The sequence below is a fragment of the Allomuricauda sp. M10 genome (assembly GCF_020782875.1).
GTDB lineage: Bacteria > Bacteroidota > Bacteroidia > Flavobacteriales > Flavobacteriaceae > Flagellimonas.
This window is the reverse complement of record NZ_JAJGBN010000004.1, coordinates 199,440-218,215: the sequence shown is the minus strand read 5'-3', so window position 1 is coordinate 218,215 and position 18,776 is coordinate 199,440. Positions and strand designations below refer to the sequence as shown.

Here is an 18,776-nt window from a genome sequence, read left to right as displayed (position 1 = left end):
ATAGGGAAAAGATAGTTATGGAAAAGGCATCTCCTTCTTATAACTATTTCAGGCCCTTTGTGTAAATTGGCACCCAGTTTCAAATCAACAATAACCATAACAACCAGGCAAATGGGCAATACCAAGAACATCGTTGTGGTAGGGGGCGGCATCGTCGGACTTTCCACAGCTTATTATTTGCAAAAAGCGGGGCATCAAGTGACCGTTTTGGACAAATCTGATATTTCTTCGGGAGCATCCTTTGTAAATGCAGGCTATTTAACCCCAAGCCATATAATTTCTTTGGCTGCACCTGGAATGATTACCAAAGGATTGAAGTATATGTTCAATTCTTCCAGTCCGTTTTACATGAAACCTAGGTTAGATCCGGAATTCTTCAAATGGGCGTGGTACTTTAAAAAATCCTCCACTAAGGAAAAAGTGGCAAAGGCGATGCCCATTATTCGGGATATCAATTTGCTCAGTAGGGAATTGTACGAGGATATTCAGGCATCTGGAGATTTAGGCAATTTTTCTATTGGGGATAAGGGACTGTTGATGGTGTACCAAACGGAAGAATCCCGAGATCATGAAATGGAAGTGTTGGTAAAGGCTGCCGAATTGGGATTACAAGGCAGGGAATTGTCCATGGAAGAACTAAAAGCCCTGGAACCCAATGTGGATTTTAATGCCAAAGGTGCCATTCTTTGGGAATGTGACCGGCACACCACGCCACCCCTCATCATGAAAAAAATGATGGAGTATCTTATTAAAAGTGGTGTTTCCATCCATAAAAATGAAGAAGTGGTGGATGTTAAGGCATCGGGGAATAAAATTTCGGAAGTCATTACGAATAAGGCTACCTATAAACCGGATGAAGTCATCTTTGCCGCTGGCGCTTGGACCGGTGAAATTGCTAAGAAAATGAAACTTGTACTTCCCCTTCAAGGAGGGAAAGGATACCGCATCAACATGGAGGCGCCTACTGGAATTACCATGCCGGCCATTTTGATGGAGAGAAAAATTGCGGTGACCCCTATGGAAGGTTTTACCCGTTTTGCGGGCACCATGGAATTTTCAGGAAACAATCATTTTATCAGAAAGGAGCGGGTAGAGGCCATTGCACATGGGGTAGAACATTTTTATAAGGGATTGCATATCCCCGAAGAGGATAAGAAAAATGCCCAATGTGGACTTCGCCCTGTTAGTCCTGATGGCTTACCCTATATTGGTAGACCTAATGGTTTTGACAACCTGGTTGTGGCCACAGGCCATGCGATGATGGGTTGGAGCCTTGGCCCAGCTACGGGTAAACTGGTCACAGAATTGGTTTCTGGTGAAAAATTATCAATGGATATTACTCCTTTTTATCCAGAACGCAAGTTTTAACCGTCAATATTTACTTTGGGTTAAATTGGGCATGGTGTGTGCTTAAAATTTTTTAGTTGCGTTATTAAAAAGTAATTTTACGGTATGAAAAGAAATTACACCACCTTTTTGTTTTTCTCCATTGTTCAGGTTTTTGGCGTTTGTGCCCAAGAGGTTCAAATATTTAAGGTAGAGGACTTTGATCTTAAGGGTAAGGTGAAATCGTGTTTGGTGATTACGGATTATGGCCGTGAATATTTTGAGTTCAATGAGGAAGGCATCCTGACTAAGACCATTACCCAGTACAATGAATCCGATCAAGACATTACCGATTACAAATACCGTAATGGGGAATTGTTGGAAAAGCGCATGGAAAGTTACAAGAACAATGTGCTTGACGAATCCACCTCCATGGCCAATTTTTATACTGTGGATACGGTTCCAACACGGAAGGTGGTGGAAAAAATTGTATCCTATGACAAGCAATTTTTGGAAAAAGAGGAATACCAATACAATGAGGACGGTAAACTGGTCCGTATCATTTCCTCCAATATTGATGGTGTGGACGAAACGACTTTGGAGTATACGCCTTTCAAGAACGAATTGACCGTGAGTACTTTCACCAATGGAGTTTTGGAAAAATCGATCAGGACTTCCGAGCGAAAGGGAACAAAAGGCATCCAAAAAGTAATTTTGACCAAGGAATATTTGGACGGCGAACCCAATACCGCTGTGGAAGAAGTATACAGTCCAGAAGGGAAACTTTTGACCCAAGAAGATTTTTTATATAATGCTGGGGATAAAGAATTTGTGTCTCAGAAGAAATTGTTCTACAGCTATAAAGAAGGGGTATTACAAAAAGTAGTCACCAAAACCTTGAACACCGAAGCGGTGGATGAATATATCTTTCAATTTGATGGGCATTCCCCAAAAAACTGGACCAAAAAAATCATCACCCCGGATAACACCTATACTACAAGGGTTATCAAATATTATCCTGAAGAAGAAACCCAGAAGGAAAAGACCGACAAGAAGCGTTAAGCTCACAATTCGGTGGGTTCGTTCATCAATTTCCGGATAATCTTTGGTTTCACCTCATGCCCCCCTTTAAAGGTGATGATGTAGGCATGGCCACGAAACAAAGTCTCTATTTTTTGATGTTCTATTTCAAGTCTGTCAGGGGTTAAAAATTCATCTTGGTCCCCATAAATGATTTTGATTTTGGTTCGATCAAAATCCAAGAAGGCAAAATCTTCTGAGGTCAATTCGTTTGGAATTCCACCTGCGTAAAGCACTATCATGCTGCAAGGGAGTTTTTTTCGGACCAACCAACGAGTTAAAACCGAGACCCCTTGTGAAAATCCGAATAGATTAAGATTCAGGTTGTTGGGGAGATTTTCGGAATCCAATACCGCATCAATGTAATTGATGACGTTCTCAATTTCCGAAACCGTGTTTTCCTTGGTAAGCCAACTGGCACCCACATATTTATATTCATTTTTTAAGTAGTATTTGGATGGTGCCTGTGGAACTATGATGTAATTTTCATCGGGATCCAAACTTTCAAAATACTTGACAAAATAGCGGCTCAAATACCCAATGCCGTGGAACGATAGCCAAATATTCTTGGTTTTGGAAGTAATTTCATTGAGCGTTACATACGTGTTTTCAGTGGTATAGGTTACCGACTTTTCAATATTGGGCATAATCATGGGGGTTGATTAGTTATTGCCAAAGCTTTATGTAATTTTACAAAAAATAGGAGAATGAACGAACATAAAGAGAAAATTCTAGCCGTATGCAACCAAATTTGCAAGGGAACCTTAATGGAAACGCTGGACATTACCTACATTGATGTGGGTGAAAACTTTCTCTTGGCTAGAATGCCTGTAACACCAAGGGTACACCAACCTGATGGCGTTTTGCATGGAGGTGCCTCTGTGGCCTTGGCCGAAAGTGTGGGCAGTGCGGCTTCCTATATTTTTTTGGATGGAAAGGAATTTTTTGTCCGTGGAATCGAAATTGCCGCCAACCATGTCAAATCCATTAAAGAAGGATATGTATACGCCAGGGCTTCCATATTGCACAAAGGCAGAACCACCCAACTTTGGGAGATAAAGATTACCAATGAGGCGGGGGAACTCATTTCCAACTGTAAATTGACCACCATTGCATTACCCAGAAAATAAAGATTCCCAATATATTTTTGATCGAATCGGTTCTTGTTTGGAGCATGGATTACCGTTTGTCATTTATAGAAAACCCAATGAAGTATCCGTAATCGCTATTTTTCAATCCAATGCTGACCTGAATATAATAACGGATTTTTCAGAAACCGGTTTTGTTTTTGCTCCTTTTTCAATGGAGGAAGGTGTCATCTTGATTCGGCCCGATAAATGTTATCAATTCAATGTTGAAGAAGAAGGAAGAGGGAATACCAAAGATTTTGACGTATCAGAATTGGGCAAAATGGAACACATCCATTTGGTTGAAAAAGGGATAGAGGAAATCCGATCAGGTCGATTAAAGAAAGTAGTCCTTTCCCGAAAACTGGAGGAGAAAATATCAAAATCACCGATTCCCATTTTTAAAGATTTACTCGGCAATTACCCCAATGCCTTTTGCTATTTCTTTCATCACCCCAAAGTGGGCACATGGTGTGGTGCTACTCCTGAAACCTTGGTCAAAATCAAGGATGGAAAGTTGACCACCATGTCATTGGCCGCAACCCTTCCTTTTGAAGAAAATATAAACCCGAGATGGGGTGCAAAAGAAATTGAAGAGCAGCAAATGGTTTCGGATCATATCCGGAATTCTCTGGGCACCTTGATGGAAAATCTGGAAATTGGACAAGCGGAATCGGTTAAGGCAGGTAATCTGTGGCATCTACGATCCGAGGTAAACGGTATTCCTCGCCCGGATACCAGCTTATTGAATATCATTGAATCCTTGCATCCCACTCCGGCCGTATGTGGCATACCTACAAAGGCTGCCAAGGAATTCATCCTTCAAAATGAACAATACAAGCGTACTTTTTATACCGGATTTTTAGGGGAATTGAACATGCATACAGATGGTGAGACCTCCCTTTTTGTGAACTTGCGATGTATGGAAATTAATGCCGACTCGGCTTCCATTTATGTGGGCGGCGGTATTACGGCCAGTTCGGTTGCGGAGCAAGAATGGGTAGAGACCCAGAACAAAAGCAAAACCATGCTTCGCATTCTATAATAAGTTGCGCATAACATATGGCAATACATTTTTCAGATGTATTTTTGTAGTTGATGATGTACTCTGATATTCCCTCTGCCCAGACCTTGGTTTTGTATTTTAAATCCAAGGGTGTTAAACATATTGTGATTTCCCCAGGATCTCGGAATGCTCCGTTGACCATCAGTTTTACGAAGAATCCATTTTTCCGTTGTTATAGTGTTGTGGATGAGCGTTGTGCGGCATTTTTTGCCTTGGGAATGGCCCAACAGTTGCAAGAACCTGTGGCAGTGGTATGTACATCCGGCAGTGCCCTTTTAAATTATTATCCCGCTGTTGCAGAAGCTTTTTATAGTGATATTCCCTTGATTGTGGTTTCCGCGGATCGTCCCAGTTACCGAATCGATATTGGGGACGGGCAGACCATTCGGCAAGAACATGTTTTGGAAAGACATATTGGGTACGAAGCCAATTTAAAACAAGATGTAAACCACGCTACGGACAAAATCTCCAACTATGGGCCATGGCTTTTGGAAGAAAGTCAAGAAACGGTGCAGCAATTCAATGAGTCGGAAATAGGGAAAGCACTGGAAGCTACTTTTCAGCAGAAATCCCCAGTACATATCAACATTCCTTTTGAAGAACCTTTGTATGGGAAGGTGGAAACGCCATCGGTGGTAATCAATGAAATACCATTTGAACCTTCGGAAATGATAATCGACCAAAATTTGGAGGAACTTTCCAAAATTTGGAAAGAGTGTACACGGAAAATGATTTTGGTAGGCGTAGATCGTCCAGGCACTTTGGATGAGAGCATAATGGAGAAGTTGGCCAGTGACGGTAATACCTTGGTATTTACGGAAACGACTTCCAACCTGCACCATCCGGATTTTTTCCCGAGCATCGACAGCATCATCGCCCCAATTGAAAAATCAAAAGATAGTGACGAACTCTTCAAAAAGTTGCAACCAGAACTATTGGTCACTTTCGGAGGTTTGATCGTTTCCAAAAAAATCAAGGCGTTTCTGCGAAAATACAAGCCCGAGCATCATTGGCATATTGATTCCAAAAAAGCATACAACACCTTTTATTGTCTTACGGAGCACATCAAACTAAACCCGAACACTTTTTTCAATCATTTGGAAATTTCGCCAACCAAAACCGGTGAATACAAGTCCTATTGGGAAACAATTAAATCTAAATACGAAGCTAAGAGGGAAGCGTATCTGGAACAAATTCCTTTTTCCGATTTTCTCGTGTTTGATAGGTTGATGAAGTACATACCCAAAGGGTATCAGGTGCATTTGGCAAATAGTTCAACGGTTAGATATGCCCAATTGTTCCCCATGCACAAATCCCTAAAGGTATTTTGCAACCGAGGCACAAGCGGTATTGATGGAAGCTCGTCCACCGCCGTTGGGGCATCGGTACATTATCCTGAACCGACCCTTTTAGTTACGGGCGACCTTAGTTTTTTCTATGATAGCAATGCGTTATGGAACCAGTACATTAGGCCCGATTTCAGGATCATCCTCATCAACAATGGGGGAGGGGGAATTTTTAGGATCCTTCCTGGTAAAGAGGAAACCGAAGAATTTACCACCTATTTTGAAACGCATCACGCACTAACGGCTGAGCATTTGGCACAGATGTACGAATTTGGATATGATAGGGCAGAAAACGAAACGGAAGTCCTGCAAAACATGGACAGTTTTTATAGTCCATCAGCAAAACCGAAGATTTTAGAGATAAGCACACCAAGGGAACTGAACAATAAAATTTTGCTTGGCTACTTCGATTTTATATCTTAGAGGCTACGCTATGAATCCATAAAACACTAATCAATCATGAGCAAAAGAGACGAGTTGATCGTAAAGTACGCAGAGGACATCAAATCCAAATTCGGAGAAACACCCAATATGGACCTATTGACCAAAGTGGCCATTGGCCTTGGTCCGGCCATCTACAATTTGGATGCTTCCAAAGTATCCGGATCGGATGAAAAAGAATTGGGGACTGTAAAGAACAATTTCTTAATCAAGAAGTTGGGACTAGCAGATAGTCCGGCTTTGATGGAAGGCATCAACAAGGTCATTGCCAAGTATGGGCAATCCGAAAAAAACAAACATAGGGCGGTCATCTATTATATGTTGACCAAGCACTTTGGAAAAGAATCGGTTTATAATTAAGATTACAACGCCGTTTTAAAGAGCTGTCCAATTTGGGCAGCTTTTTTTGTTCTACTTTTGCGATATGATAAGACTTGGCGATTATAATACGCTTAGAATAGAAAGATCCACCAGTGTTGGACTTTTTTTACAGGACGATGAGGGAACTGAAATTCTTTTGCCGAACAAGTATGTGCCGGACGATTTTAAAATAGACTCCGACATAACGGTATTCTGCTATCTGGATAATAGTGAACGTCCTGTCGCTACTACGTTAACCCCTTATATCGTACGTGATGGATTTGGCTTTTTAAAAGTAGCTGAAGTCAGTGCCTATGGTGCCTTTTTGGATTGGGGCCTTGAAAAACACTTGCTCGTTCCCTTTAGGGAACAGTCCCAACGAATGGAAGAAGGCAAGAAATATTTGGTGTATTGTTACATGGATGAGGAAAGTCAAAGACTTACCGGATCCAGTAAGCTGGATAAAGTTTTGGCCAACCAAAATCCCGAATACCAAGCCAATACCGAGGTAGATCTTATGGTCTACAGAAAAACACCATTGGGTTGGGAGGTAATTGTGGACAATAAATTCAAGGGACTTATTTTTGACAGCGATATTTTTCAACCCATTTCCATAGGGGATAAGCTCAAGGGTTTTGTGAAAAAAGTTCGCGAGGACCATAAAATAGATATTTCCCTGCAGCCCATTGGTGCCAAGATGTTGGAACCCACAGCCAAGATGATCTTGGATAAATTGCAGCAGCATAACGGTTTTCTGCCGTTACATGACAAGTCTACACCGGAAGAGATCCAGGATCAACTTCACCTGAGTAAAAAAGCCTTTAAAAAGGGAGTGGGGATTTTGTATCGCCAACGAAAGATCATTATTCAGGATGATGGCATCCGACTCATATGAAGGGAGGTCAAAACCTAGGTTTTTTGCTTTATAAGTGTGTAATTTTCATACCATTGAGTTTTTTTCTTTAGGTAAAAATTTTACATTTGTAAGGATACGTTTTTAAGATGACAAAAGATGCGTATTGAACATTATATTAACCCATAACCCCTTGACAACATGCCTTTTATTGAAGAAAGTGATTTGTTGGACCTTCATAAGGATATAGATAAGGCCCAGATTATCAACGAAAGATTACTGGATCAGATCAAATACAAGAACAAAGATTTGCGTAAATTAAAGATACAGCGCAACATTCTTATGGGTTTTGTGGGAATCTTTGTCATCGGTATTTTGGCCATTACATCCTTTACCGCTGGATGGAGTAGCAAGCAATCTTTCGAGAACCAAAGCAATGTACTGGTTTCCATCGATAGTTTGGATGTGATCAAGGCAAGGATCAATAACTTGAAATCCCAAAACGAGGAACTCAGCTTGGTAAAAGAATTCTATTTGGCCAAGGAATTTTTGAATAAGGAAAAAATTTATTCCGTTCAGGTCCAATCATTTGTAGATAATAATGTGACTTTGGCTTCTGAAGCTTTGACCAATACCCTTTTTGTAAAGACCAATCCTTTTTATGCCTATTCCCTTGGTAATTTTGAAACCTTGCAAGAAGCCCAATCCTTTAGAAAGCAGTTAGTGGATATGGGATTCAAGGATGCATTCGTGGCGTCTTACCAAGATGGCAAAAGAATTAAAATAGAAGATCCGTTTTAAGCTTGGCAAATACGAAGACCTGGATTCAGGCCGCACGATTACGAACACTCCCGCTTTCCCTTTCAGGAATTTTTACTGGGGCCGCTTTGGCCACCAAACAAGGTTTTTTTGAACTTTCCATTTTTATTCTGGCCCTTTTGACCACCATCGGTTTTCAGGTGACCTCCAATTTTGCAAACGATTATGGGGATGGGGTAAAGGGCACGGACAATGAAGACCGCATAGGTCCGGCTAGGGCACTGCAAAGTGGTTTGCTAACAAGGGAATCCCTCAAAAAAGGGATTATAGTTTCCATTGCCATATCCATGATTTTGGCCTTGGTTCTAATTTACAGAGCATTTGGTTTGGAAAACGTGCCATACATTATCCTCTTTACCGCACTTGGAATTTTGAGCATTTGGGCCGCCCTAAAATATACCATGGGCTCCAACCCTTATGGCTACAAGGGATTGGGAGATTTATTTGTGTTTTTATTCTTCGGTTTGTTAGGCGTTTTAGGGAGCATGTTTTTATTTACCAAAAGCTTGGACGTAGCTTCGTTTCTGCCTGCAGTGGCCATAGGACTATTGTGTGTTGGGGTTTTGAATCTCAATAACCTTCGGGATATAGTATCCGATAAAAAACACGGAAAAATAACGTTGGTGGTTAAAATGGGGTTCAAAAACGGTAAACGCTACCATTTCTTCCTGATTTTAACAGCGTTGCTGTGTTTTTTGATTTATATTGGGGTAGTGGGCATGCATTGGAGCCATAGTTTTTTTATGTTGGCTTTTGTGCCATTATTGACCCACTTGAGAAAAGTTATGTTGACCCACGAACCGGTGAAGTTGGACGGAGAACTGAAAAAGTTGGCATTGGGCACTTTTTTACTTGCTATACTCTTCTTCACGGCAGTCAATATTTTTTTGTAAATTTGATTAACAACCAGATAAACTTTAAGGAACTTGGAACATCCAATCAGAATTCTAATCGTAGAGGACAACGTTATCATTGCTGATGACATGCAATCCATGCTCGAAGAAATTGGGTATGAGATTGTAGATAATGTCATAGTGTACGAACAGGCCGTGGAGGTATTGAAGAACAACCATGTTGATTTGGTGTTGATCGATATTATCTTGGCTTCGGACAAGACAGGTATTGATCTAGGCAAGCATATCCGGGAAAATTATAACATTCCGTTCATTTTTGTGACCTCCAACTCGGATAGGGCCACTGTGGAAAATGCCAAGACCGTTAAACCGGATGGTTATTTGGTAAAGCCTTTTGAGCAGCAGGATCTGTATACTTCCATTGAGATTGCACTTTCCAACTTTAGCTACTCCAGAAAAGAAAATAGCAAGGAGTTTGAAGATGCAGGGGAAAGTTTCACCTCAAACTCGGTACTTAAGGATTCCATTTTTGTGAAGAAGCAGCATCTTTATTATAGGATACAGTTCAAGGATATCCATTTTATAAAGGCGGACAATGTGTATCTGGAAGTGAATACGGTGGATAAGAAGTTTTTAGTACGTTCCCCGTTAAAGGATTATCTAGAAAAATTACCACAGAATAAATTTTATAGAGCGCACAAATCCTACATCGTAAATGTGGACCACATTGATGCCATCAATTCCAAGGATATTGTAATCAACAATAATTTGATACCTATCTCCAAGGACTTCAAGGATTTCATTCTTTCATCCATGAACAGTTAAGGGATAACCCTTTTGATGATATGGAAGCGCCCAAATTGGGCGCTTTTTTTATACCACAATATTGAATTTGGAAAATTACCACAACTTTTATGGGGTTCACAACATAATTTTCCCCTTCAGGTTAGTCCACCATACTTTAGCAGTGTTAATAATTCAGAAAGTAATTTTTTCATTTTCATATAGTGTTCTCGTAAAAGAGTCTTGACCCAAGTGGCAAGGCTCTTTTTGATTTTATACTATCCAACCTGTCATTCTGAGCGCAGTGAAGAATCTCAATTTCTTCTGAATAGAGTTATACACGAATTTCCCGAATGACATTAATATGGATATTGCTTGTCATTCTGAGCACAGCGAAGAATCTCAATTTCGTTAGACACGAATTTCCCGAATGCCACCAATAAGAATCTTGTTTGTCATTCTGAACGTAGTGAAGAATCTCCAGTTTGGACTAATCTGATTGACACGAATTACACATATTCCTTGCCAATGCCTTTCTTGTCATTCTGAGCACAGCGAAGAATCTCAATTTCGTTAGACACGAATTTCCCGAATGACATTAATATGGATATTGCTAGTCATTCTGAACGTAGTGAAGAATCTCAAGTTTGGACTAATCTGATTGACACGAATTACACATATTCCTTGCCAATGCCTTTCTTGTCATTCTGAGCACAGCGAAGAATCCCAGTTTCTTCTGATCAGAGTTGGACGCGAATTTCCCGAATGCCACTAATATGGATTTTGCTTGTCATTCTGAACGTAGTAAAGAATCTCAAGTTTGGACTAATCTGATTGACACGAATTACACATATTCCTTGCCAATGCCTTTCTTGTCATTCTGAGCACAGCGAAGAATCTCAATAAAGGAATGGATGCCCATACAGGTAATTCATTGCTCATTGTTAATTGTCCACTGTCCATTGATAATTGATAACCACACATTGAATAAAAGTCATAAAAAGGTGAAATCACCACAGCTACCGGCAACTTCGCAACAATAATTTCCTTCGCAGATACCTGAAATATACTTTTACCATGTAATTAATCAGAAAGTAATTTTTTCATTTTCATATAGTGTTCTCGTAAAAGGGTCTTGTTCAATCGGCAAGACCTTTTTTGATTTTTGCCAGCTCCAAATTCATTGATCTATTCCATGAAATGCACAAAACATCGATATAATGCCTATTGACATACATTGATGGCCTTTTCACAACAGAATATGGGGTTTTCACAACAATACTGGGCAAGTCTGATGTCTGGAATTTAATTTTGGGATCAAACTAACGTTCTTTATATACCCCATACTTGGTTTTCAGCGACTGTTTTTCGTCTCTGAAATTGTCCATTTATAGGGGCTATAAAGGAAAAATGGGCACAAAATCATATGGAGCCGTTCCAATTAAAAAGCGGTTTCCGTATCAAGAAAATTAATGGGACGTTACGTAAGATATTTATTCACCACCTTATATTTTGTTTTTCTTTTTACTGCCTCGGCTCAAGTCGCTACGGATGATGAGCAAAGTGTGCTAAAGGAATTTCAGGATGCAGGCGCCCCATCCACCAGGTTCAATGTTTTCTTCAATTCGGTGAACCGCTACAATGTCCATTCCGCTTACGATTGGTTGGACACCATCAAAGTTTATTTGTCCAATGCAGAAAAGACCAACGACACCTTGGCATCCAAAATGTATCGTGTAATGGAGGCACAGGTATACAACGATTTGGGCGAATATGATAAAAGTACCGCTTTGGCCAAGGAACTATACCTGTCCGAAGATTCATTGAACTTTGAATCCAAAAAAATCATCCTGGAAATGTTGGATGATAATTTTGCCAATCTTCAGTTGTTCGATAAGCAAATAGAAATTCGGAAAAAAAAGCGTGAACTGGGCATTACCGATAATGTAGCGTTCTACGATATCTACAGCAACCTTGGACTTTATACCGAAGCGAGGAACAAATACATCATGGAAGTCAAACCGACCATTGCGGACAATGATTCCTATGGTCTGGCCAAATACCACAGTAAAGTGGGGAATTATTTACGGTTGGACAACTCGGCCCCGACCGCTCTGAGCGAACTTAAAAAGGCCAATGCTTATTTGGATGTATACCTGAATGATATATCCACCCAGAAAAGTGACGCCGATATTTTTGAAAGTGATCTTTTAAAGGCAGAAATAGAAGGGAATATTGCCAAATGCCATGTTCAACTTGGCGAATATGAGGAAGCTATTCCATTATTGCAGAACAGTATCGAGGTACTAAAGACATCTCCCAAAAATAGCGATAAGAGTCAAGTGGTGGAAAATACACTCTATTTAGCCGATGCCTATTTAAAAATGGAACGCTTTACAGAGGCCAAAAAATATTTGGATGCTGAATTTGACAACATCACCGTTTTTCAGACCATAAAGCGGAATAGCCTATTGGCTGCATATTACGATAAGATTGAAAACTACAGGAACGCAGCGATTTATTATAAACGCAATGAAAGGATTAATGATTCCATGTCCCAAAAAGAGGCGGCCCTGATCAAACAGCAGTTGGTTACGGTTGTGGGCAATGAGGAAATGCAGAACAGCTTGCGTATCATTAACGAGCAAAAGCAAATAAACGCCCAAGCCCGTAGTGAAATGAAAGCGAAAGAGGAACAGATTAATTTGGTCATCATTTCATTGATATTCACCTTGTTGGGATTTGCAGGATTGGTGTATGCCTATATGAAGAGTATCAAAAACCAACGACTGATCGCCGAACAAAAACATATCATAGAGAATGCCTTGATAGAAAAGGATTCCCTCTTGAAAGAAATTCACCATAGGGTAAAGAACAACCTTCAGATGGTGTCCAGCTTGTTAAGTTTACAGACCAAAAATACGAGAAGTAAGGCGGCGATCGAGGCCTTGGAAGAAGGAAAGAGTAGGGTAAAGGCCATGGCCTTGATCCATCAAAAATTATATCAGAATGATGACCTTTCGGTTATTGAAATGCAGGGTTATATTGAAAGCTTGATCAATAGCGTGCAGTCCGTTTACAAAAAGGGAGGGCATAACATCAGCATTACCATAGATGCCGAAGGTACCGAGCTGGATATTGACCGGGCCATTCCTTTTGGTCTGATTTTGAATGAATTGGTCTCTAATTCCTTCAAATATGCTTTCCCAGAAAATGATGAAAATGGTAAGATTTACATCCACCTTCGTAAAAATGGCGACCAGGGCTATTTTGAGTATTCGGACAACGGGGTCGGTCTGCCTGAAGATACGGAAGAAAGAAGCCATTCCTCTATGGGTATTCGCTTGATCAATCGTTTGGTGAACCAGCTTCAATCCAAGCTCAATATTGATAAGCAGAACGACGGGGTCAGGTTCTGGTTCAATTTTAGTTAGGTTACCGCACCTGACTTTTAAGGACTACTTTATGCAGTAATTTGGGAAAAAACCGTTTCAGGTAAGCGCCACTGATTTCTTTTCCACCAATATTCACTTCAAATTTTTCCTTTGTGATTGCCTTGATCATTTTTTGGGCTGCCAATTCAGGGGAAATACCATTTTGGGTTGCAGTATCATCTGTTTTTTGGGGTGTGCCATCAGCTGTTAATGCATTTTTGGCCACATTGGTCTGTACAAAACCAGGACAAACCAAGGTTACTTTTATCCCATCTTTTTCGTGCTCCATCCGCATCACATCAAAAAAGCCATGTAGGGCATGTTTGGCCCCGCAATATCCTGATCTATAGGGAGAACCAAATTTGCCCATCAGACTGGTAACGGTAACGTAATGTCCTGATTTTTGACCCAAAAAATAGGGGAGGATTGCTTTGGACAGCGCCACGGTCCCCAAATAATCAATATCGATAAGCTGTTTGTAAACAGTCATATCGGTGTCCTTGATCAATGACCGTTGACTAATCCCGGCATTGTTGACCAGAATATCCACTTTGCCATAAAACGAAATAGCTTTTTTGGCAACCATTTCCATTTGGTCATGATTTTTCAGGTCCAAGGGCAAAATGGAAATATTTTCGGTACCTCTGCAGGCTTCCTTTGCCGATTCCAATTCGCCTGTTTTCCGTGAGGAAAGAATAAGGTTACAGGGATATTTGCTCAGTTCCAATGCCAGACTTCTTCCTATACCTGAAGAGGCACCTGTAATCCAAATCGTTTTTCCCGCGATGCTTGCCATTTGTTCTCTTTTAGATGTAAAATATAGTTAAATTTGGTAGCACAGGATGAAAGCAACCTACAAAAAGTACACCCTTAATTTTAAAGTTCCCAGTGGAACTTCACGTGGTATTTTGACGCAGAAGGAAACTTGGTTTTTGATTCTCAATGAGAATGGAAAAACAGGTATCGGGGAATGTGGACTTTTAAAAGGTCTGAGTATTGATGATGTTCCTGAATATGAACAAAAACTGGAGTGGGTCTGTCAAAACATCCATTTGGAAAAAGAGCAACTATTGGATGAATTGATGGCTTTTCCTTCCATTCAGTTTGGGCTTGAACAGGCATTTTTATCCCTGGCGAGTCAAGATTCATTTGAACTTTTCCCTTCTGATTTCACAAAAAAGGAAGCTCCAATTCCCATTAACGGGTTGATTTGGATGGGTGATGAAGGATTCATGTTATCGCAATTGCAGAAAAAACTGGATGAAGGTTTCCGTTGCATCAAAATGAAAATTGGTGCTATTGATTTTAATAAGGAATTATCCATTTTAAAATCCATACGCAACAACTTCGACCCAAATGAAATAGAATTGCGGGTTGATGCCAACGGGGCTTTTCCCCCTGAGGACGCATTGCACAAATTGGAAATATTGGCAGCATTTCAATTACATTCCATAGAGCAGCCCATAAAACCCAAACAATGGGAAGTAATGGCCCAACTATGTGAAGATTCCCCATTGTCCATTGCGTTGGATGAAGAGTTGATAGGAATATTTTCAGTAACAGAAAAAGAAAAACTACTACAAACTATAAAGCCACAATTCATTATTTTAAAACCCAGTTTGGTAGGTGGTTTTGCAGGAAGTGAACAATGGATAGCAATTGCCGAAAAATACAATATCGGTTGGTGGGTCACCAGTGCACTGGAAAGTAATATTGGCCTTAATGCCATAGCACAATGGAACTATTCCTTGAATACATCCATGCCACAAGGTTTGGGAACAGGGAGTTTATATACCAATAATATTGATAGTCCACTTGAAGTTTCCCAAGGGAATATATATTATAGACAATACAAGAGTTGGAACCAAAAAGAAATTGAAAAAATATGTTTATAGAGCAAGGATACAAGGGATTAAGCGAAGGTTGGCGGTACATCGTTGGTCTTTTGATCATTTTTTTTGGATGGCAGATTTTAGGTGGGATTCCCTTATTGGTGGCACTCATATTAAAATCCGATTCCATGATGAACATGGCTATGGATTATGGGGCCATGGCCGATACGCTAGGGTTGAACATGTTCTTCTTTTTGGTATTGTTGACTTTTGTGGCTGCCATGGGTAGTCTTTGGTTGGTTGTGCGCTTCGTACATCAACAGTCCTTTACCAGTTTTACCACTTCGCGTAAAAAAGTGGATTGGAAGCGGATTCTTTTCGCATTCGGTCTTTGGGGCATCGTTTCTTCCCTAATGGTATTGTTGGATATTTACCTTTCCCCAGAAAACTATGTTTTCAACTTTAAGCCCATGCCGTTTTTGGTGTTGTTGGTCCTTTCCATCGTTTTGGTGCCCATACAGACCAGTTTTGAAGAATATTTCACACGTGGTTATCTTATGCAGGGCATAGGGATTGCATCCAAGACAAAGTGGCTGCCGTTTGTGGTAAGCTCTTCACTTTTTGGTCTATTGCACATCTTTAATCCAGAAGTTGAAAAACTGGGGTACGGTGTTTTGGTGTTCTACATTGGTACGGGTTTCTTTTTGGGCATATTGACGTTGATGGACGAAGGATTGGAACTCCCGCTCGGATTCCATGCAGCGAACAACCTTTTTACGGCACTTTTGGTCACTGCGGACTGGACAGCATTCCATACCAATTCCCTTTATAAAGATGTTTCCGAGCCTATACTTGGTTGGGATGTTTTGGTGCCTGTTTTTGTATTTTACCCGATTCTCATCCTTATTTTTTCCCAAAAGTATGGTTGGAAAAATTGGAAGGAACGTCTATTTGGAAAAGTATTGACCAAGGAAGAATTTGCAGCCCTGACCGATGGAGATTCCGATTTGGCATAACATACATCCCGATTTTAAATTCAACGGCTTTTCCTGTAATCTGGATGACCTTTCCGAAATAGGATATAGTTTGGTTAAGGAAGGTGAACCGTATGAAGTGGTCATCGGGCAATTCGTGTTGGATTGGATATCGAACAAACCCACCTTGGAAGTCTTTACCTCTGGCTCTACAGGCAAGCCAAAACGGATTGAATTGAACAAGGAACATATGGTCAATTCTGCCTTAGCCACTGGGGAATATTTTCAACTGAAGCCAAAACAACAAGCACTCCTTTGTTTGCCCTGTTCAGGCATTGCAGGAAAAATGATGTTGGTTCGTGCCATGGTCCTGGGCCTTCATTTAGATGAAGTGGAGCCTAGTTCAAATCCACTGCAACACAACAAAAAACTTTATGATTTTGTAGCGATGGTACCGCTTCAAGTGGAACAATCTTTACAAGAATTGGATAGGGTAGGTATTTTAATTATTGGCGGTGCCCCAGTGAATGATAAACTTCGTGCTGTGCTGGAAAGTGGCTCTACCCAGGTTTATGAAACGTATGGCATGACAGAGACCATCACCCATATTGCCGTTAAGGAAATCGCCCCAGAACCAAAACCGTATTTTGAAACTCTTCCCAATATAACATTGTCTACTGATGACCGAGGTTGTTTGGTCATAAATGCCCCAAAAGTGGCCAACGAAAAGGTCATTACCAATGACATTGTGGAACTAAAGGGAACAAATCAATTTACATGGTTAGGACGGTATGATTCCATAATCAATTCAGGAGGTATCAAATTAATGCCAGAATCCATTGAAGCCAAGTTGACCCCTCTAATGCCTTCCCGTTTTTTTGTGGCAGGTATTCCTGATGAAGTTTTGGGTGAAAAACTGATTTTGGTTATCGAAGGACAACCTTTGCCCACTGACGAAATACTTCAAAAAATCAAGTCTCAAGCAAGTATTTCAAAATATGAAGTGCCAAAGGACATTTACTTTGTAAAATCTTTTGTGGAAACGGCCACGCAAAAGATTCATCGCGATAAAACTTTAAAATTAATCTTGTAATTTGAGCATTCAAAACAACCAAAAATAACCCCATGAAAAAAACCATCCGACTCATCTTTCTGTTGATTCCATTTACCTTTTTTGCTCAAGAAATTTTACCCGAAGTAGAGCGGGCCCGTGTGGTGGATGAAATTTTGGAAGAACGCTTCAACATCCTGCTACCAGAGTTAATGGACCGCACCGGAATTGATATGTGGATAGTGATTTCAAGGGAATACAATGAAGATCCTGTAATAAAGACCATGTTGCCCGCTACTTGGTTAAATACCAGAAGGCGCACCATTTTGTTATTTTATAGGAACAAGGACAAAAACACCATTGATAAATTGGCAGTTGCCCGATATAACGTAGGGAAGAGCATTATTTCCGCTTGGGACAAGGAACAGGAACCCAATCAATGGAAACGTTTAATGGAACTGATCGAAGAGCGAAATCCGAAGAAAATAGGGCTCAATTTTTCGAAGGATCACAACATTGCCGATGGTTTGGACAAGACGGATTATGATGAGTTCATGGCCAATCTTCCAAAAAAATATCATTCCAGAGTTGGTTCTGCAGAACAGCTGGCCGTACGTTGGATTGAGACCCGGACCCCGAGGGAAATGGCCATTTTTGCACAATTGACCGATATTACACACAGTATTATTGCCGAAGCTTTTTCAGAAAAAGTAATTACACCCGGCATCACTACTACGGACGATGTGGTATGGTGGATGCGTCAAAAAGTGACCGATCTTGGTTTGGAAACGTGGTTTCATCCAACAGTGGATATCCAAAGAAACAATGAAGGATTGGTTAGTCATCTAGCTGCATTTTCAGCAGGTGAAGTTGAAAAAGTGATCCTGCCTGGGGATTTGTTGCATTGCGATTTTGGTATCACTTACTTGAGACTCAATACGGACTGTCAAGAAATGGGCTATGTTTTGTTACCGGACGAAAGGGAAGCCCCTGAATTTTTGGTCAACGCCTTTAAGGATGGTAACCGAGTGCAGGATTTCCTGACCCAGAATATGATCAAGGGAAGGGTGGGGAACGATATTTTGGCCAAATCCCTTCAAGCTGCGAAGGATGCAGGTCTTCGCCCCTCGATTTATACCCATCCCTTGGGTACTTATGGGCATTCAGCAGGAACAACCATCGGAATGTGGGATGCACAAGGTGGTGTGATGAAGGATGATGGGGAAAATTATCCACTTAATCCCAATACGGCGTATGCCATAGAACTGAATGCCACCGTGAATATTCCCGAATGGAACAGGGATATCCGTATTATGCTGGAAGAACCTGGATTTTATGGGGAAGAAGGTTTTAGGTACGTAAATGGTAGACAAACCGAAATGTTGCTCATCCCCCGACCTAAACCTCAATTAGGGAACTGATTTTTTGTA

17 protein-coding genes are annotated in these 18,776 nt (G+C 40.7%); 15 read left to right on the top strand and 2 right to left on the bottom strand.

What is annotated here, in order from left to right; genetic code table 11:
- Window positions 1–111 precede the first annotated feature (111 nt).
- Both LKX84_RS12185 and LKX84_RS12180 read left to right on the top strand, forming a co-directional pair.
- Window positions 112–1,368, top strand: coding sequence for an NAD(P)/FAD-dependent oxidoreductase (locus LKX84_RS12185; protein WP_228237442.1), 1,257 nt, complete (start codon window positions 112–114; stop codon window positions 1,366–1,368).
- An 84-nt stretch (window positions 1,369–1,452) separates the two neighbouring features.
- A complete protein-coding gene (locus LKX84_RS12180; protein ID WP_228237441.1) occupies window positions 1,453–2,388 on the top strand; it encodes a hypothetical protein in 936 nt (311 codons plus the stop codon).
- Window positions 2,389–2,390: 2 nt separating this feature from the next.
- On the opposite strand, the gene LKX84_RS12175 is transcribed toward LKX84_RS12180, so the two are convergent.
- Window positions 2,391–3,053 (bottom strand): alpha/beta hydrolase, encoded by a 663-nt coding sequence (locus LKX84_RS12175; RefSeq protein WP_228237440.1) that lies wholly within the window; start codon window positions 3,051–3,053, stop codon window positions 2,391–2,393.
- 60 nt (window positions 3,054–3,113) lie between these two features.
- Between LKX84_RS12175 and LKX84_RS12170 the strand changes: the two genes are divergently transcribed.
- The 9 genes from LKX84_RS12170 to LKX84_RS12130 all read left to right on the top strand — a co-directional run bounded on the left by LKX84_RS12170 (window position 3,114) and on the right by LKX84_RS12130 (window position 13,489).
- On the top strand, window positions 3,114–3,536 hold the full coding sequence (locus LKX84_RS12170) for a PaaI family thioesterase (protein ID WP_228237439.1): 423 nt from the start codon (window positions 3,114–3,116) through the stop codon (window positions 3,534–3,536).
- Window positions 3,517–4,578, top strand: a complete 1,062-nt coding sequence (locus LKX84_RS12165; protein WP_228237438.1) for a chorismate-binding protein — start codon at window positions 3,517–3,519, stop codon at window positions 4,576–4,578. The genes LKX84_RS12170 and LKX84_RS12165 overlap by 20 nt, the downstream gene beginning before the upstream one ends.
- 53 nt (window positions 4,579–4,631) lie before the next feature.
- Complete coding sequence (menD, locus tag LKX84_RS12160) at window positions 4,632–6,368, top strand: 2-succinyl-5-enolpyruvyl-6-hydroxy-3-cyclohexene-1-carboxylic-acid synthase (protein WP_228237437.1); 1,737 nt, start codon at window positions 4,632–4,634, stop codon at window positions 6,366–6,368.
- A 36-nt stretch (window positions 6,369–6,404) separates the two neighbouring features.
- Window positions 6,405–6,746 (top strand): DUF2853 family protein, encoded by a 342-nt coding sequence (locus LKX84_RS12155; RefSeq protein WP_228237436.1) that lies wholly within the window; start codon window positions 6,405–6,407, stop codon window positions 6,744–6,746.
- Window positions 6,747–6,810: 64 nt separating this feature from the next.
- Window positions 6,811–7,641: a S1 RNA-binding domain-containing protein gene (locus tag LKX84_RS12150; protein WP_228237435.1), complete on the top strand. Its 831-nt coding sequence runs from the start codon at window positions 6,811–6,813 to the stop codon at window positions 7,639–7,641.
- A gap of 159 nt (window positions 7,642–7,800) precedes the next feature.
- Window positions 7,801–8,400, top strand: a complete 600-nt coding sequence (locus tag LKX84_RS12145; protein ID WP_228237434.1) for an SPOR domain-containing protein — start codon at window positions 7,801–7,803, stop codon at window positions 8,398–8,400.
- A 2-nt stretch (window positions 8,401–8,402) separates the two neighbouring features.
- Entirely contained in the window at window positions 8,403–9,311 is a 909-nt protein-coding gene (menA, locus tag LKX84_RS12140) for a 1,4-dihydroxy-2-naphthoate octaprenyltransferase (RefSeq protein ID WP_228237433.1), read from the top strand.
- 33 nt (window positions 9,312–9,344) lie between these two features.
- Window positions 9,345–10,097, top strand: a complete 753-nt coding sequence (locus LKX84_RS12135) for a LytR/AlgR family response regulator transcription factor (protein WP_228237432.1) — start codon at window positions 9,345–9,347, stop codon at window positions 10,095–10,097.
- A 1,430-nt stretch (window positions 10,098–11,527) separates the two neighbouring features.
- A complete protein-coding gene (locus tag LKX84_RS12130; RefSeq protein WP_228237431.1) occupies window positions 11,528–13,489 on the top strand; it encodes a sensor histidine kinase in 1,962 nt (653 codons plus the stop codon).
- A 1-nt stretch (window position 13,490) separates the two neighbouring features.
- On the opposite strand, the gene LKX84_RS12125 is transcribed toward LKX84_RS12130, so the two are convergent.
- Window positions 13,491–14,285 (bottom strand): SDR family oxidoreductase, encoded by a 795-nt coding sequence (locus LKX84_RS12125; protein WP_228237430.1) that lies wholly within the window; start codon window positions 14,283–14,285, stop codon window positions 13,491–13,493.
- A gap of 46 nt (window positions 14,286–14,331) precedes the next feature.
- Here LKX84_RS12125 and LKX84_RS12120 point away from each other — a divergent pair, with 46 nt between their 5' ends.
- The 4 genes from LKX84_RS12120 to LKX84_RS12105 are packed head-to-tail and all read left to right on the top strand — an operon-like array spanning window position 14,332 to window position 18,767.
- Window positions 14,332–15,384, top strand: coding sequence for an o-succinylbenzoate synthase (locus LKX84_RS12120; RefSeq protein WP_228237429.1), 1,053 nt, complete (start codon window positions 14,332–14,334; stop codon window positions 15,382–15,384).
- Window positions 15,375–16,337, top strand: a complete 963-nt coding sequence (locus tag LKX84_RS12115) for a CPBP family intramembrane glutamic endopeptidase (protein ID WP_228237428.1) — start codon at window positions 15,375–15,377, stop codon at window positions 16,335–16,337. The genes LKX84_RS12120 and LKX84_RS12115 overlap by 10 nt, the downstream gene beginning before the upstream one ends.
- On the top strand, window positions 16,315–17,388 hold the full coding sequence (locus LKX84_RS12110) for an AMP-binding protein (protein WP_228237427.1): 1,074 nt from the start codon (window positions 16,315–16,317) through the stop codon (window positions 17,386–17,388). The genes LKX84_RS12115 and LKX84_RS12110 overlap by 23 nt, the downstream gene beginning before the upstream one ends.
- Before the next feature lie 32 nt (window positions 17,389–17,420).
- On the top strand, window positions 17,421–18,767 hold the full coding sequence (locus LKX84_RS12105; protein ID WP_228237426.1) for a M24 family metallopeptidase: 1,347 nt from the start codon (window positions 17,421–17,423) through the stop codon (window positions 18,765–18,767).
- Window positions 18,768–18,776: the final 9 nt, after the last annotated feature.

What these genes read in the sequence shown, in the direction of transcription:
- menD (WP_228237437.1), top strand. Translation starts at nt 4,632, where the DNA reads ATGATGTACTCTGATATTCCCTCTGCCCAGACCTTGGTTTTGTATTTT.
- LKX84_RS12175 (WP_228237440.1), bottom strand. Translation starts at nt 3,053, where the DNA reads ATGCCCAATATTGAAAAGTCGGTAACCTATACCACTGAAAACACGTAT.
- LKX84_RS12125 (WP_228237430.1), bottom strand. Translation starts at nt 14,285, where the DNA reads ATGGCAAGCATCGCGGGAAAAACGATTTGGATTACAGGTGCCTCTTCA.
- LKX84_RS12145 (WP_228237434.1), top strand. Translation starts at nt 7,801, where the DNA reads ATGCCTTTTATTGAAGAAAGTGATTTGTTGGACCTTCATAAGGATATA.
- LKX84_RS12155 (WP_228237436.1), top strand. Translation starts at nt 6,405, where the DNA reads ATGAGCAAAAGAGACGAGTTGATCGTAAAGTACGCAGAGGACATCAAA.
- LKX84_RS12115 (WP_228237428.1), top strand. Translation starts at nt 15,375, where the DNA reads ATGTTTATAGAGCAAGGATACAAGGGATTAAGCGAAGGTTGGCGGTAC.
- LKX84_RS12150 (WP_228237435.1), top strand. Translation starts at nt 6,811, where the DNA reads ATGATAAGACTTGGCGATTATAATACGCTTAGAATAGAAAGATCCACC.
- LKX84_RS12130 (WP_228237431.1), top strand. Translation starts at nt 11,528, where the DNA reads ATGGGACGTTACGTAAGATATTTATTCACCACCTTATATTTTGTTTTT.
- LKX84_RS12170 (WP_228237439.1), top strand. Translation starts at nt 3,114, where the DNA reads ATGAACGAACATAAAGAGAAAATTCTAGCCGTATGCAACCAAATTTGC.
- LKX84_RS12105 (WP_228237426.1), top strand. Translation starts at nt 17,421, where the DNA reads ATGAAAAAAACCATCCGACTCATCTTTCTGTTGATTCCATTTACCTTT.
- LKX84_RS12185 (WP_228237442.1), top strand. Translation starts at nt 112, where the DNA reads ATGGGCAATACCAAGAACATCGTTGTGGTAGGGGGCGGCATCGTCGGA.
- LKX84_RS12120 (WP_228237429.1), top strand. Translation starts at nt 14,332, where the DNA reads ATGAAAGCAACCTACAAAAAGTACACCCTTAATTTTAAAGTTCCCAGT.
- LKX84_RS12180 (WP_228237441.1), top strand. Translation starts at nt 1,453, where the DNA reads ATGAAAAGAAATTACACCACCTTTTTGTTTTTCTCCATTGTTCAGGTT.
- LKX84_RS12110 (WP_228237427.1), top strand. Translation starts at nt 16,315, where the DNA reads ATGGAGATTCCGATTTGGCATAACATACATCCCGATTTTAAATTCAAC.